This window comes from Rhizorhabdus sp. P4_G5 (assembly GCF_056401065.1).
On sequence record NZ_JBFUKB010000005.1, the window covers coordinates 174,391 to 187,561 of the forward strand.

The 13,171-nt window shown below is 64.5% G+C and carries 16 protein-coding genes; 6 read left to right on the forward strand and 10 right to left on the reverse strand.

The annotated features are described in order from the left end of the window. Positions 1 to 215: 215 nt before the first annotated feature. The 4 genes from AC1DQK_RS10650 to xth all read right to left on the reverse strand — a co-directional run bounded on the left by AC1DQK_RS10650 (position 216) and on the right by xth (position 3,367). Positions 216 to 1,001: an IclR family transcriptional regulator gene (locus AC1DQK_RS10650; protein WP_477870219.1), complete on the reverse strand. Its 786-nt coding sequence runs from the start codon at positions 999 to 1,001 to the stop codon at positions 216 to 218. A gap of 161 nt (positions 1,002 to 1,162) precedes the next feature. Beyond that, complete coding sequence (locus AC1DQK_RS10655; protein ID WP_477870221.1) at positions 1,163 to 2,311, reverse strand: winged helix-turn-helix domain-containing protein; 1,149 nt, start codon at positions 2,309 to 2,311, stop codon at positions 1,163 to 1,165. Continuing rightward, a complete protein-coding gene (locus AC1DQK_RS10660) occupies positions 2,308 to 2,568 on the reverse strand; it encodes a hypothetical protein (protein WP_477870223.1) in 261 nt (86 codons plus the stop codon). The genes AC1DQK_RS10655 and AC1DQK_RS10660 overlap by 4 nt, the downstream gene beginning before the upstream one ends. A gap of 4 nt (positions 2,569 to 2,572) precedes the next feature. Beyond that, entirely contained in the window at positions 2,573 to 3,367 is a 795-nt protein-coding gene (gene xth, locus AC1DQK_RS10665) for an exodeoxyribonuclease III (RefSeq protein ID WP_477870225.1), read from the reverse strand. A 90-nt stretch (positions 3,368 to 3,457) separates the two neighbouring features. On the opposite strand from xth, the gene AC1DQK_RS10670 reads away from it, so the two are divergent. Then, positions 3,458 to 4,084, forward strand: a complete 627-nt coding sequence (locus AC1DQK_RS10670; protein WP_477870227.1) for a YbhB/YbcL family Raf kinase inhibitor-like protein — start codon at positions 3,458 to 3,460, stop codon at positions 4,082 to 4,084. A gap of 3 nt (positions 4,085 to 4,087) precedes the next feature. Further along, a complete protein-coding gene (locus AC1DQK_RS10675; RefSeq protein ID WP_477870229.1) occupies positions 4,088 to 4,663 on the forward strand; it encodes an alpha-ketoglutarate-dependent dioxygenase AlkB in 576 nt (191 codons plus the stop codon). On the opposite strand, the gene AC1DQK_RS10680 is transcribed toward AC1DQK_RS10675, so the two are convergent. From AC1DQK_RS10680 to AC1DQK_RS10690, 3 genes are all read right to left on the reverse strand, one after another. After that, entirely contained in the window at positions 4,660 to 5,562 is a 903-nt protein-coding gene (locus AC1DQK_RS10680; protein ID WP_477870231.1) for an LOG family protein, read from the reverse strand. The two genes, AC1DQK_RS10675 and AC1DQK_RS10680, sit on opposite strands and share 4 nt — an antisense overlap. A gap of 64 nt (positions 5,563 to 5,626) precedes the next feature. Beyond that, entirely contained in the window at positions 5,627 to 6,136 is a 510-nt protein-coding gene (locus AC1DQK_RS10685) for an extensin family protein (RefSeq protein WP_477870233.1), read from the reverse strand. A gap of 143 nt (positions 6,137 to 6,279) precedes the next feature. Then, positions 6,280 to 6,885: a YdeI/OmpD-associated family protein gene (locus tag AC1DQK_RS10690; protein WP_477870235.1), complete on the reverse strand. Its 606-nt coding sequence runs from the start codon at positions 6,883 to 6,885 to the stop codon at positions 6,280 to 6,282. A gap of 150 nt (positions 6,886 to 7,035) precedes the next feature. On the opposite strand from AC1DQK_RS10690, the gene AC1DQK_RS10695 reads away from it, so the two are divergent. The 3 genes from AC1DQK_RS10695 to AC1DQK_RS10705 are packed head-to-tail and all read left to right on the forward strand — an operon-like array spanning position 7,036 to position 8,875. After that, positions 7,036 to 7,641, forward strand: a complete 606-nt coding sequence (locus AC1DQK_RS10695; RefSeq protein ID WP_477870237.1) for a hypothetical protein — start codon at positions 7,036 to 7,038, stop codon at positions 7,639 to 7,641. Position 7,642: 1 nt separating this feature from the next. Then, positions 7,643 to 8,299, forward strand: coding sequence for a hypothetical protein (locus tag AC1DQK_RS10700; RefSeq protein WP_477870239.1), 657 nt, complete (start codon positions 7,643 to 7,645; stop codon positions 8,297 to 8,299). A gap of 48 nt (positions 8,300 to 8,347) precedes the next feature. Beyond that, a complete protein-coding gene (locus tag AC1DQK_RS10705) occupies positions 8,348 to 8,875 on the forward strand; it encodes a hypothetical protein (protein WP_477870241.1) in 528 nt (175 codons plus the stop codon). Between the two features lie 234 nt (positions 8,876 to 9,109). On the opposite strand, the gene AC1DQK_RS10710 is transcribed toward AC1DQK_RS10705, so the two are convergent. From AC1DQK_RS10710 to AC1DQK_RS10720, 3 genes are all read right to left on the reverse strand, one after another. Beyond that, the gene (locus AC1DQK_RS10710) at positions 9,110 to 9,502 is read right to left on the reverse strand and encodes a DUF4345 domain-containing protein (protein ID WP_477870243.1); all 393 of its coding nucleotides are present in this window, start codon (positions 9,500 to 9,502) and stop codon (positions 9,110 to 9,112) included. Further along, positions 9,499 to 9,960, reverse strand: a complete 462-nt coding sequence (locus AC1DQK_RS10715) for a DUF2721 domain-containing protein (RefSeq protein ID WP_477870245.1) — start codon at positions 9,958 to 9,960, stop codon at positions 9,499 to 9,501. The genes AC1DQK_RS10710 and AC1DQK_RS10715 overlap by 4 nt, the downstream gene beginning before the upstream one ends. Positions 9,961 to 10,027: 67 nt before the next feature. Next, entirely contained in the window at positions 10,028 to 11,236 is a 1,209-nt protein-coding gene (locus AC1DQK_RS10720) for an LL-diaminopimelate aminotransferase (protein WP_477870247.1), read from the reverse strand. Between the two features lie 128 nt (positions 11,237 to 11,364). Here AC1DQK_RS10720 and AC1DQK_RS10725 point away from each other — a divergent pair, with 128 nt between their 5' ends. Further along, the gene (locus AC1DQK_RS10725) at positions 11,365 to 13,131 is read left to right on the forward strand and encodes a PHA/PHB synthase family protein (protein WP_477870249.1); all 1,767 of its coding nucleotides are present in this window, start codon (positions 11,365 to 11,367) and stop codon (positions 13,129 to 13,131) included. The last annotated feature ends 40 nt before the right edge of the window (positions 13,132 to 13,171 follow it).

Genomic DNA, 13,171 nt, shown 5'->3' on the forward strand with positions numbered 1-13,171 from the left:
TGCATAGGGCTGGAATCGAAATCCACTCGCCGGGCAAAAATCCACATACACGGATTTTTCTGTTCAAAGTTTGATCCGGCGCTGTCGTCTTGGCGCCATCGCGCCAAGCGCATCCAATGGTTGGGCTCGAGTGGCGGAACGCCGCGACGACATGGGGGCGATCGATGTCTGAAGGCGGACTACTGGGAAATTCGCATTTCGCCCGGCTCTTCGAGTCAAGCTACGGGCAATTTCGAGAAGATTTCCTGGTGGCGGCTCAGCAAGGACGTCACATCGATATCCATGGCGGATGTCGGAGTCCCCAGCAGAATCGCCAGCGGGCTACCTCCCCGTCGATGCAGGGGAATGGCCAGCACCCAACCCCGCTGGTCCAGCTTGACCGCATGGCCCTGCTGCCGGATGGCTTCGATATCGGCCTTCAGCCTATCCAGCTGGACGGGCTCGGCCTGATGATCGGGCGCGGCGTTGTGGCGACGGACGAGGTTCGCGATCTCGCAATCGGGCACCAATGTGAGCAGGGCGATGCCGACCGGCGAACGCAGCAGGCTGACGGAGCGCCCGACCAGCGCGATCGTCTCGCGCGGGTGATCGCCGATCTCGACATGGATGAACTCGGCCATCATCCCGTTCGGGGTGGCGAGCGACACATAATGGCCCGTGGCATCGTGCAGCTCGCGCATCGCCCGCAGGATGGGGCCGTCCGCGATCAGCATCGGATCGACCCAATTGCCCAGCAGTCCGACCCGCGGGCTCAGCCGGTATGTCCGATCCTCCATCGAGTAATGCACGTGGCCGGTCTCGACCAATGTCTTCAGGATATAGTCCACGCTGGAGTTGGGGGAGTGCATCAGCTTCGAGATGTCGCGGAGCCGCAGACCGATCCGCGTGCTGTGCAATATCTCCAATATCTGGATGCAGCGCAGGGCGGATTTCACGGCCCTGCCGGCGATCTGCGAGCCATCGTCGTTGAAACCGGCCAGATCGACAATGTTTCTGTTCATCGCGCCCCCCGATGGTCGACGTCCGCGCCGGTACAGGATGCGCCGGGCCAGCGTCCCGGCCGCATGCCCAGATGATAGACATAGGCGTGCCGGCACTCGTCGTCCGATCGGATGGCGGTCGGGCCGGATCGGTTTATACTCGGCACCATCAGAGGCCGGGACTAAACATCTAGGCCGAGCCATTCGGACATCGTCGATAATTCTTCCGACAGTTCGATCATGGTCTCCGCTGGCGCATCGGGTTCGAGATGAACCGACTGGACCCGCAGACGCGACGCCTGGCGGTCGGCCTTGAGATCGATCCGCGCGACCAGCCGGTCGCCGAGCAGGAAGGGCAGGACATAATAGCCGTGCTGGCGACGATCGGCGGGCGTGTAGATCTCTATGCGATAGCGGAAGCCGAACAGCCGCTCCGTCCGCGCACGCTCCCAGATCAGCGGATCGAACGGCGCCAGCAGAGCGCGGGCGGTGATCCGGCGCGGGCGCCTTGCGTCGCGATGCAGCCACGCCGGCTGCCGCCACCCCAAGACGCGGACCGGCACCAGCAGCCCTTCGTCCGCGAGGCCGATGATCGCCTCCCTGGTGTCCGCGACGCCCGTCCTGAAATAGTCCCGCAGATCGGCCTCTGTCGCGATGCCGAGTGCGCGGCTGGCGCGTTCGAGCAGGGCGCGGTGCGCCGCAGGCTTGTCCGGCGTTGGCAAGGCCAGGATGTCGGCCGGGATGACCCGTTCGGTAAGATCATAGACCCGCTCGAAGCTGTTACGGCGGGTGGCGGTGGTGATGTGCCCCGCCCAGAACAGCCATTCGAGCTTGCGCTTGCTGTCGCCCCATTCCCACCAGCCGCTGCGGCTCTTGCCCTCGTCGAAATCGGATGCGGCAAGCGGTCCTTCCGCGCGGATGCGAGCGAGCACGGCATCGATCTCGGGCCGGCGTTCGGTTGCGAAGACCCGCAGCGATGACCAGCCGCGTTCGCCGCGATCGGCCTCCGCCATGCGCCAGCGCAACAGCGGATGGAGGTCCAGTGGCAGCAGGGAGGCTTCATGCGCCCAATATTCGAACATCCGGCGCGAACGCCTTGGCCCCCATGCGGCGCGATCGAGCAGTTCGCGGTCGTAGACGCCGAGCCGCGAATAGGCGGGCATATAATGTGCGCGGACGAGAACATTGACGCTGTCGATCTGGTGAAGCGCGAGCCGGTCGATCGTGCGCCGAAGCTGCGCCTGACCCACGATGCTGGGGCGTGCGGTGCCGAAGCCTTGCGCGGCAAGCGCGATCCGGCGGGCGAGGGGGAGCGCGATGGTCTCCGTCAACGCCGCCCTATGCGCGTCGCGGCCCAGGCATAGTCCTCGGCGGCCTTGCGGTCGGTCTCGTTCTTGAAGGCGATCGATGGATCGGGCGCGGCGCCGAGCGCGTGGAGTACGATCCACAGCGCGAAGCGCCGGCCCGTGTCGCGCTCGGTGCCGAAGGCGATGGCAACGCGCTCCCGGCCGGCGTCAATCGCCTGGTCGTCGAGCGTATCGAGATCGTCGGTTCCGAAATAATGGTGCAGCAGCGCGTCGAGGTCCATGGCGTCATCGTTGGCGGCGCTTCTTCTCCGGCGCAAGCTCGATCCACACAGGGGCATGGTCGCTGGTCTTTTCCCAGCCTCGAACATGGCTGTCCACCGCCGCCGCCGCCAGCCGCCCGGCCACTGCGGGGCTGAGCAGGATATGATCGATGCGCAGGCCGGCATCGCGGGCGAAGGCGTTCCGGAAATAGTCCCAGAAGGTGTAGATAGTCTCGTGCGGATGCATCGTCCGCAGCGCGTCGGTCCAGCCTTGCTCGACCAGCCGGAAATAGGCCGCACGCACTTCGGGCGCAAACAGCGCGTCGTCCAGCCAGCGCTCCGGCTTATAGACATCGAGATCGGTCGGCATCACGTTGAAATCGCCGGCGAGAATGGCCGGAACGCCACTCTCAATCAGGCCGGCCCCATGCTCGATGAGGCGTTCGAACCAGCCGAGCTTATAATCGAACTTGGGCCCTGGCCGCGGATTGCCATTCGGCAGATAGAGGCCGCCGATGAGTATGCCGTTCACCGCCGCCTCGATATAGCGGCTGTGAAAATCGTCGGGATCGCCGGGCAGGCCGCGCCGCGTCTCGACCGGCGCGCCGCAGCGGCTCAGGATCGCCACGCCGTTCCAGCTTTTCTGGCCATGCCAGATCGCCCGATAGCCGGCGGCCTCGATCGCGGCGGCGGGAAATTTCTCCTGCGGCGCCTTCAGCTCCTGCAGGCAGACGATATCCGGCTTCGCTTCGTCCAGCCAGCGCAGCAGCACCGGCAGGCGGCCATTGACCCCATTCACATTATAGGTCGCGATCTTCATCGCCGTGCAAATGAGCGGCGATGCGTAGCGTTCCTTGAGCGGACATTTATCCCTGCTAAAACATTGTCATCTCGCGAAGGAGGCAAGGCGATGCTCGAACATCTTCCCGGCTGGATAGGCGGCATGCTGCGGAACTTCCGCGCTGGACATTCAAAGCTCGTCATAGCCCAGCCCGAGCTCGTCCTGGGCGAAAGCGTTATCGACCTGACCAGCCCCGCCTTCGCCAATGGCGCACGCCTGCCGATGCGCTTCACCGCTGATGGCGACGGCGTGTCGCCGCCGTTGCTGTGGAACAACGTGCCCGCCGGAACATCGAGCCTGGCGCTGATCGTCGAGGACCCCGATGCCCCTGCGTTGCACCCCCTGGTCCACGCGCTGGTGTGGAACCTGCCGGCCGACGAACGGCGCCTCGCCGAGGGCGCGATCGTCCGCGACGTTGGCGGGACGACGGACGGCCGCGACGTCGGCCGCAACAGCTATTTCGCCGAGGGGTGGCTACCGCCGGACCCGCCGACCGGGCATGGCTCGCACGACTATGTGTTCCAGCTGTTCGCGCTGAGCGAGACGCTGGACATCGGTGCCAATCCGGGCAGGTCGGGCCTCGTCCGCGCGCTCACCGGCCGGGTGCTCGCCGCCGGCATGTTGGTCGGCACCTATTCGCGCGGCGAGGATGCGCCGATCGCGACCAAGCCGATCCCGGGCGTCGCCCCCGCCTGAGCCATGGTCGACGATCTGTTCGGTGCGCCGCTGCTGCCGGGGCTGGGCTATCGCGAGAAGATCGTCAGCCGGGCCGAGGAAGACGCGTTGATTGCGGCCATCGATCGAGTCAAGCTGTCGCCCTTTCGCTTTCACGGCTGGCTTGGCAAGCGGCTGACAGCCTCGTTCGGCTGGCGCTATGATTTCGACGATGCGAGCTTCGCGCCGACCGAACCGATCCCGGCATGGCTGCTACCACTGCGCCAGCGCGCGGCTGCGTTCGCCGGGCTTGCCGCCGACCAGCTCGCCCACGTCCTGCTGATCCGCTATGATCCCGGGGCCGGTATCGGCTGGCATCGCGATCGCTCCGTGTTCGAGCATGTGCTGGGTATTTCGCTCGGCCAGCCCGCGAAGCTCCGCTTCCGCTGGCGCCGGGAATGGGGCTTCGACCGGGCATCGATCGATCTGGCGCCGCGCTCGATCTATCATCTCAGCGGCGAGGCGCGCCACCAATGGGAGCATGGCATTGCCGCGATGGCGGCGACGCGCTGGTCCGTCACTTTCCGCAGTCTTTCCGATAAAGCGCGAGGCCAGGCCTAGGCAGCTTTTGGCGGCGGATCCCGGTGGAGATGGACGCGCTCGCGGGTTGCGTAATAGAGGCTCAGCTTGTCCCATGCCTGCTCGGCCGTTTCCACGAAGCGGAACAGGTTGAGGTCGCTTTCGCTGATCACGCCTTCGTCGACCAGCCCCTCGAAGTTGACGACCTTGCGCCAGAACTCCTCGCCGAACAGGAAGATCGGCAGCTGCGCCATCTTGCCGGTCTGCACGAGGGTCAGCAGCTCGAACAGTTCGTCGAAGGTACCGAACCCGCCGGGGAAGGCTGCGACCGCGCGCGCGCGCAGCAGGAAATGCATCTTGCGCAGCGCGAAATAATGGAACTGGAAGCTCAGCTTCGGGCTGACATAGGCGTTCGGGGTCTGCTCGAACGGTAACACGATATTGAGTCCGATCGACTCCGCCCCGACATCGTCGGCGCCGCGATTGGCCGCTTCCATGATGGAGGGACCTCCGCCCGAGCAGACCACGAACTGGCGCTTGCCGTCGGCATCGACCGGGCACTGGCTGGCGATCTGCGCGAGCTTGCGGGCCTCGTCATAATATTTGCTCTTCGCACGGAGCCGCTCGGCGATAAGCCGCTGGCGGTCGGTGGCCGCCGCCTGCACCAGCGCGTCCGCCCTGTCCGGGGCGGGGATGCGGGCGGAACCGTACATCACCAGCGTCGATCCGATATTGGCCTCGTCGAGCAGCAGCTCGGGCTTGAGCAGCTCGAGCTGGAAGCGGACCGGCCGCAGATCGTCGCGCAGCAGGAAATCACTGTCCTGGAAAGCGAGCTTGTAGCTGTTGTTGGTGGTCTGCGGCGTTTCCGTTGCGGTTTCGGCAACGGCGGCGTCTTCCTTGGCGCGGGCGAACACCCGCTGGGGTACTTTTCTGTTTGCCATCATCTCACTGGTATATTTGTGTTGGTTTGGATTCGGTTACAGCGGGCGAAAGACGCCAACCTTTCTATCGGCAATAGGGTCCGCTGCCCATGTCGAAATGGAAATGGTCGTGGTGCAGCGCATTGGCCTCCGGTCCCAGTACGACCGAGAAACGGGCGCAGGCCGCCTTGTGCAGAGCGCGAAGAAAGCCGCGCACCTGCGGATCGGCGCTGTTCCAGCCGTCCTGGACGGTGATCCGACGGCCATCGTCCAGCTGGAACGCCGCGATGTCGATCGCGTTGGCGCGGGCATGTTCGGACAGGCCGTTGCCTGCCTGATTGTTGATCGGACGGCAGGCGAACGAGCCGAAGCTCTCGATCTTGGTGACATAGCCGCCGAGCCAGCGCGTGGCGAGCTGCGGCACGTCTTGCCGGACCCAGCGCGCGAAAGGCGCGGCCAGTGTGCATTTGACCGCACCGAGATTGGTTACCGGGATGCCGATCGCGACCAGCTTCACCGAAGATGTGGCCGAGCACCCGCTGGCGAACGTCCGGTCGGGCAGGGGCTGCACCTTAGCGCCTTCCGCGCGCATCATCGCGACGCACTGCCGGAGGCGCTCCGGAGTCTCGGCGGGCGGTGGCCGCCGGCCGCCGTGCGGGGCCTGCACAGACGGAATACAGCCTGTCAGCGCCAACGCCAGCGCCGCCACACCGCCGATCGATGCCCAGGTGCGCGATCTCAGCAGCGTTCATATTTCCAGTTGAGCCGCTTGCCCTCCTCCAGCTGGGCGATCGTCGTTTCGATGCGCTTCTTGCGGGTTTCCGAGCGCTTCGCCCCGGTGATCCACTCGATATATTCGCGGCGTTGGCCGGGTGGGAAGCTGTTGAAGGTGGCGGCAGCCTTCGGCGCTGCGGCAAGCGCCGCGGCGAGGTCTTCGGGTGTGTCGGCCGGCGGCTTGGCATGCTTGAGCGGCCGCAGTGTCGGGATGTGGCTGTCGATCAGCGCCATCGCCTTTGCCACCATGGCCGCCAGCGATGCATCGCCAGGCAGATCGGCCAGGCTGGTGAGGCGGCCGAACTGGCCCATCGCTGTCGCCTCGCGCTCGCCCGTGGCCTGGCCGGTCACCAGCTTGCCCTGCCAGAAGCCGAACGTCGCATGGGCCTTGAAGGCCGCCATGTTGCACAGGATCTTGCCGCGATAGACGACGGTGGGCAGGCCCCATTTGAGGGTTTCCTCGCCTTCGGGACAGGCTTGGGCGACGATCGCCCGCACATGGCCGAGGATCGGTTGGGCGAAAGGGGCAGCCCGCGCGATATAGGCATCGATACGAGGATCCGGCTCCATCGTCGGATGCTGGCGCGCGGTGGCATCAAGTCAAGCCCAAACGGCGCGGGATCGTGGCAGAATTTACCTTTCACCCCTTTCCTGGCGCATGCTTATCGAGCAGAGTGCCGAAGGGGGACGCCGACAGGCGTCTGGACGGGGTTGGGAAACATGGCTGGATATCTGGGCAGGCTGGGCAGAGGGCTCGGCGCGGCCGTCATCATGTCGTCGAGCGTCTTGCCGTGGGCCGCCCACGCCGCCGATCCTCCATCGCGCGCGGCGGCGATCGCGGCGGCCGATGCCGCAGCGGGCCTGCCGGCGGCGACCGAGCCGGGTGTTCCGGTGTGTATCGACCCACCGCCCTCCGGCGAAAAGCTGGCGGGCGATATGGAGCTTGCCGCGGAAGGCCACAGCATCCAGATCGACAATGGCGGTGGCGGTGACGCGCTGGTCAAGATCCGTCACGCCGATACCGGCAAGCTCGCGGCGAGCTTCTTCCTGCGCAAAATGGAGACGATGACGATAGAGGGCGTGCCCGACGGGACCTACCGTATCCAATATGCCTTCGGTCCCCAGCTCGCGCCGGACTGCAAGTCGTTCACCCGCATCATCAAGGCCAATCAGCTTCCCGAAACCGACGACCTGCGCACGCAGACCATCGATGACGACGAACATACCGAAGTGAAGCGAACCAGCGTCTCCTACCAGCTTTCCGTATCGGAGAGCGCCAATGTGAAGCCCGTTGCCATCGATGCGGCGGCCTTCAACGCCGAGTGATATGGAAACGCCCGCAGGCTATCCTCCGCCGACCCTGATCCGGCGGCGCCAGCGGTTCAGCCGGCTGCCGACCATCGCCGCGCTGCTGCTCCTCGCGCTGGTGCTGGGCACGTGCACGCTTGGCCGGTCGATCGAGCGCGAGCCGCTTCGTGCCGCGGCGCCAGATCTGGGCAGGAAACAGCCCAGCGCCGCTCACCAAATAGCTGCACCCGCTATGACCGTCGAAGCCCCGGCCGAAGCCATTGTCGCGGCGCAGCCGTCGATCGACGCGCGGAAGCCCAACCGGTGGTATTATGTCAACAGGCTCGGCGACGGTCCGGGGGCGATCTACAGCCGCGATGGCGGGCAATGGAACTTCGCCTTCGCCTGCGATGCCCGGAGGCGGATGATCGAGTTCATTGCGGTTGGCACGGGTTCGCCCGGAGACTTCGACCAGCAGGCGCTCAGTGTCGGCAAGATCAAGCTGTTGATGGACGCGACATATGCCAGGGACAGTGGCGGGACGATCAGCATGAAGCTGCCGGCTGCGCATCCCTTCCTCAACGCTCTCGATGGGCGCATGCCGATGGAAGTCCAACTGCTGCCGACGCGCAAGACGATCGTTCCGGTCGATCCCGACGTCGTTCGTCTCGTCAGGGCCTGTCGCGGTCGCGCCTGAGGAATGCCGGGGGTTCCCATCGCCAAAACGATCCGCCATGGATCGCTGATGGCATCCCGATCGATCGACATCCGGCAGTTGACCCTGTTGCTGCTGCCGCTGGCCCTGAGCGCGTGCGTCCAGGCCCCGCCACCGCCGCCCGCGCCGGTTCCCCCGCCTGTGCCGCTACCCGCTCCACCGCCTCATAGCGGTGACTGGCGCGACTGGCCGCTGACGGCAGGTAGCTGGCGTTATGTTCCTGGCAGCCCGACCTCCTCCGCTGTCTATGGCGAGCGGGCGGCGCCCCAGTTCATCGTCCGGTGCGATGCGTCAGTACGGCGCGTAACGATCATGAGGGCGGGCGTGTCGACCGAACTCGTCATCACCACCTCGGGCGGCGCCGCGCGCTTTCCTGCGGGGCACCTGGAAGAGGCTGGCTTGCCGATGACAGGCATCATCCTGGCCGCGACAGACGCATTTCTGGATCAGATGGTGTTCAGCCGCGGCAGGATCGCGGTGGCTTCGCCGGGTCTGCCGAGCCTTGCCATTCCGGCATGGGCGGAGCCGGCGCGAGCGATCGAAGATTGCCGAAAATAAAATGTAAAACAAGCCTTGTTCGCATGGCGCCGATGGCTGATGCTGCACGTCTCGTTAACATTGCGAAAGGAGGTGATCCGATGTCTCATGGTTCAGCATGGAGGTCGGTTCTGTCCGTTCGGGGAACGCGCGACTAACGCGCCACGGGTTCTCCGGGCCGGCACTCCGGCCGCTGACCATGTTCAGGGTTGCCGAGGTTCAGGCCTCGGCAACTCTTTTCATTTGAGGGGCGAACTACTCCCGGGACTGGCGCTCCACCCGTGCCTGCCACAGCATCAGCAGCGGCACGACGATCAGTTCCATGGCGAGCCCCAGCCGATGGCCCAAGCCGGGCGTGCCGACGATGGCCCAACTCAGCGCGCGTGCGAGACCGCCCATGATCACCATCGTTCCGAGCAGCCGGAAGCGTGGCCCCTTGGCCTCGATCATCGGAATGGTCGAGGCGAAGGCGAAGCCGAGCATCAGGAAGATGCCGGACAGATAGCGGAAATGGCTGTCCAGATCGGGTGGAACCGTGGCGAGCTCGAACATCGCCGCGCCACGAAGCACGCCGTCCAGCCCCGTCAGGATCGGAACGAGGCAGGCTATGCCAACCGCCGCCTGGAGGAGGCTGCGCTCAGGCTTCATTCGCGCTCGAGCAATTCGTCCTGGATGCGGGTGGCGTGAACCGACAGCCGGACCTCTTGGAGAAAATGGCCGAGACCGATCATCAGCAGCAGCATCGCCACGATGAAAGCCATCGCCATCGCCTGCCCGAGCGCCAGATTGAACAGGGCGGCGCTGAAAAGCCCGGCGATCACGATACAGATCAGCACCGCACTGACCGTGCAGAGGATGAGCGCCCTGTTCGCGTAGCGCATGCGTTGATCGATCAACCGCAATTGCTGAACATGCCAATCATGGCGCGGATCGCCCTTGGGGGCATAGTTCTGCTCGATCCAGCGCGAGCGATCGACCACGCGACCAAGCCGCCCCGACAATAGTGCAAGGATAGCGCCAATGGCGGTCAGCAGAAAGGAGGGCGCCAGCGCCAGCTGTATGCTGTGAGCGATCCCGTCCGGCGCAAAGGGCATGGCCGACATCATATTCAGATCCCCCGGATGATTGCCTATGGCCGTTCAGATGGGAGGCGCAGCGCGCCTCCCATCAAAATCAGCTGGCCGTCTGGGAGCCGACGTTGACGCCCATCGACTGGAGGTAGCGTTTGACGTTGCGGGCAGCCTGGCGGATGCGCTGCTCGTTTTCGACCATCGCGATGCGGACGAAGCCTTCGCCATCCTCGCCATAGCCGACGCCGGGCGCGACCGCGACGCCGGCATGGGTCAGCAACTGCTTGGAGAATTCCAGGCTGCCGAGATGCGCGACTGCCGGTGGCAGCGGCGCCCAGCAGAACATCGATGCTCGCGAGGGCGGAACATCCCATCCGGCGCGGGCGAAGCTCTCGACCAGCACGTCACGGCGCCGTTTGTAGAGTTCGCGGTTTTTCTCGACGATGTCCTGCGGACCGTTGATCGCCGCTACCGCAGCCGCCTGGATCGGCGTGAAGGCGCCGTAATCGAGATAGGACTTTACCCGGGTCAGTGCCTCGATCAGCCGCTTGTTGCCGACCGCGAAGCCCATGCGCCAGCCGGCCATGCTGTAGGTCTTCGACATCGAGGTGAATTCGACGGCGACATCCTTGCCGCCCGGCACCTGCAGGATCGAGGGCGTCGGCTGGCCATCATAATAGAGTTCCGAATAGGCAAGGTCGGACAGAACCCAGATTTTGTGCTCCTTCGCCCAAGTGACAAGCCGTTCATAGAAGGCGAGATCCACGACCTCGGCGGTTGGATTCGACGGATAGCCGACCACCAGCACCGATGGTTTGGGCACGGTGAACTTTACCGCGCGGTCGAGCGCTTCCCAATAATGTTCGTCGGGCGTCGTCGGTACAGACCGGATCGTCGCGCCGGCGATGATGAAGCCGAAGGTGTGGATCGGATAGCTGGGATTGGGCGCCAGCACGACGTCGCCCGGCGCGGTGATCGCCTGCGCCAGGTTCGCGAGACCTTCCTTCGAGCCCAGGGTGACCACGACCTCGCTGTCGGGATCGAGATCGACGCCGAAGCGGCGCGCATAATAGCCGGCCTGTGCCTTGCGCAGCCCGGCGATGCCCTTCGATGCAGAATAGCCATGCGCATCGGGCTTGCGCGCGACCTCGCAGAGCTTGTCGATGACATGCTGAGGCGGCGGCAGATCGGGATTGCCCATGCCCAGATCGATGATGTCCTCGCCCCGCGCTCGCGCCGCTGCCCGCATCGCGTTCACTTCGGCGATGACATAGGGAGGCAGGCGTTTGATGCGGTAGAATTCCTCGGACATTGTGATTCCTTTGGGTTTCGGACTTGGCGGACGGGCTTCAATCGCCCATGATCGCCATCGCCACCTATACAGATTCTGTGCCCCCTTTGCAGGGCGCTTGGTGAAAAAAGCTTGGTCGGGAAATGGACATGGCTGAGATTGGCGACACAGCGCAGGCATCATCGGATGATCGGGGCCTTGCGATGCCCTCGCTGGAGGACGTCCAGCATTGGACCGGCCTGATCGGCCAGGCGCAGCAGATGATGATGGAGCATGTTGCCGAAACGATGGCAAACGGCTCCGCCGAGATGACGCTGCCGCCGCTGACCGTGCCGATGTTCGCGGATCCGGAGAAGCTCGCCGACCAGCAGAGCGAGCTGATCAAATCGAGCCTGGGCCTTTTCGGCAAGATGATCGAGGGTCAGCCGGGAGCCAGTGCGGCGCAGGATCGTCGCTTCAAGGCGGCGCAATGGCGCGAGACGCCGATCTTCGGACTCATAGCGGATGCTTATCTGCTGATGTGCGACGCCTGGCTCTCGGGTGTCGACGCGCTGGAGGGATTGGATCCGCGTCAGCGCGAGCAGCTGAGGTTCGCGATGCGAACCTTCTCGGACGCGATGTCGCCGTCGAACTTCCCGCTGACCAATCCACTGGTGCTCGAACGCACTTTCGAGACGCGAGGCGAGAATCTGCTGCGCGGCCTTGAGCATATGCTTGCCGATCTCGGCAAGGGCCAACTTACCCATAGCAACACCGAAGCCTTTGAGGTCGGCGTCAACATCGCGGCCACGCCTGGGAAGGTCATCCACGAAACGCCGCTCTATCAGCTCATCCATTATACGCCGACCACCGACAAGCTGCTCGAGACACCGCTCCTTATCTTTCCGCCCTGGATCAATCGCTTCTACATTCTCGATCTGAATCCTCGGAACAGCTTTATCCGCTGGGCGGTCGAGCAGGGGTTGTCGGTGTTCGTCGTTTCCTGGAAGTCGGCCGACGAGACGATGGTCGACGTGACGATGGACGACTATGTCGTGCGCGGGCAGGTCGATGCGATCGACACGGTGCGCAACCTGCTCGGTGTCGATCAGGTCCACACCATCGGCTATTGCGTTGCGGGAACGGCCTTGTCGATGACTCTCGCCTATCTGGCGGCCAGGGGCGAGGCGTCAAAAGTGAGGAGCGCGACCTTCTTCACCGCGCAGGTCGATTTTGCCGAGGCGGGCGACCTGAATCTCTTCGTCGATGATGAGCAACTCAAGCTGATCGACACGCTGACCCAGGGATCGGGCGTGCTTGATGGCCGCTACATGGCGCTGACCTTCAACCTGTTGCGCGGGCGGGACCTGATCTGGAATTACGTCGTGCAGAACTATCTGCTGGGCGAGGATTATCCCGCTTTCGATCTGCTGCACTGGAATGGCGATACAACCAATCTTCCGGCGAAATGGCATCACGCCTATCTGGAAAATTTCTACCGCGACAACCTGCTGGTGCAGCCGAACGCGATCTCGGTCGACGGCGTGCCCATCGATCTGCGCAGGATCGAGACGCCGGCCTATGTTCAGGCCGGCCGGGAGGACCATATCGCGCCATGCCGGAGCGTGTGGAAGCTGACCGAACAGCTTTCCGGTCCTGTCCGCTTCGTGCTGGCGGGGTCGGGGCATATCGCCGGTGTGGTCAATCCGCCCGACGCCAACAAATATCAATATTGGACGAGCGATACGCCGGCGCCGGACCTTTCGGCGTTCGAGGCTGCGGCCGTCGAGACGAAGGGCAGCTGGTGGCCGGACTGGCGACGCTGGATCGAGGCGTTCGGCGCGGATCAGATTGCCGCCGAGGGCGCACGTATTCCCGGGCAGGGTGCGCTGCCAGCGATCGAGGACGCACCGGGGCGCTATGTCCGTACCCGCTAGATTGCCTGATTGAGTGCAAGCGCAAAACAATTTGTCCTAC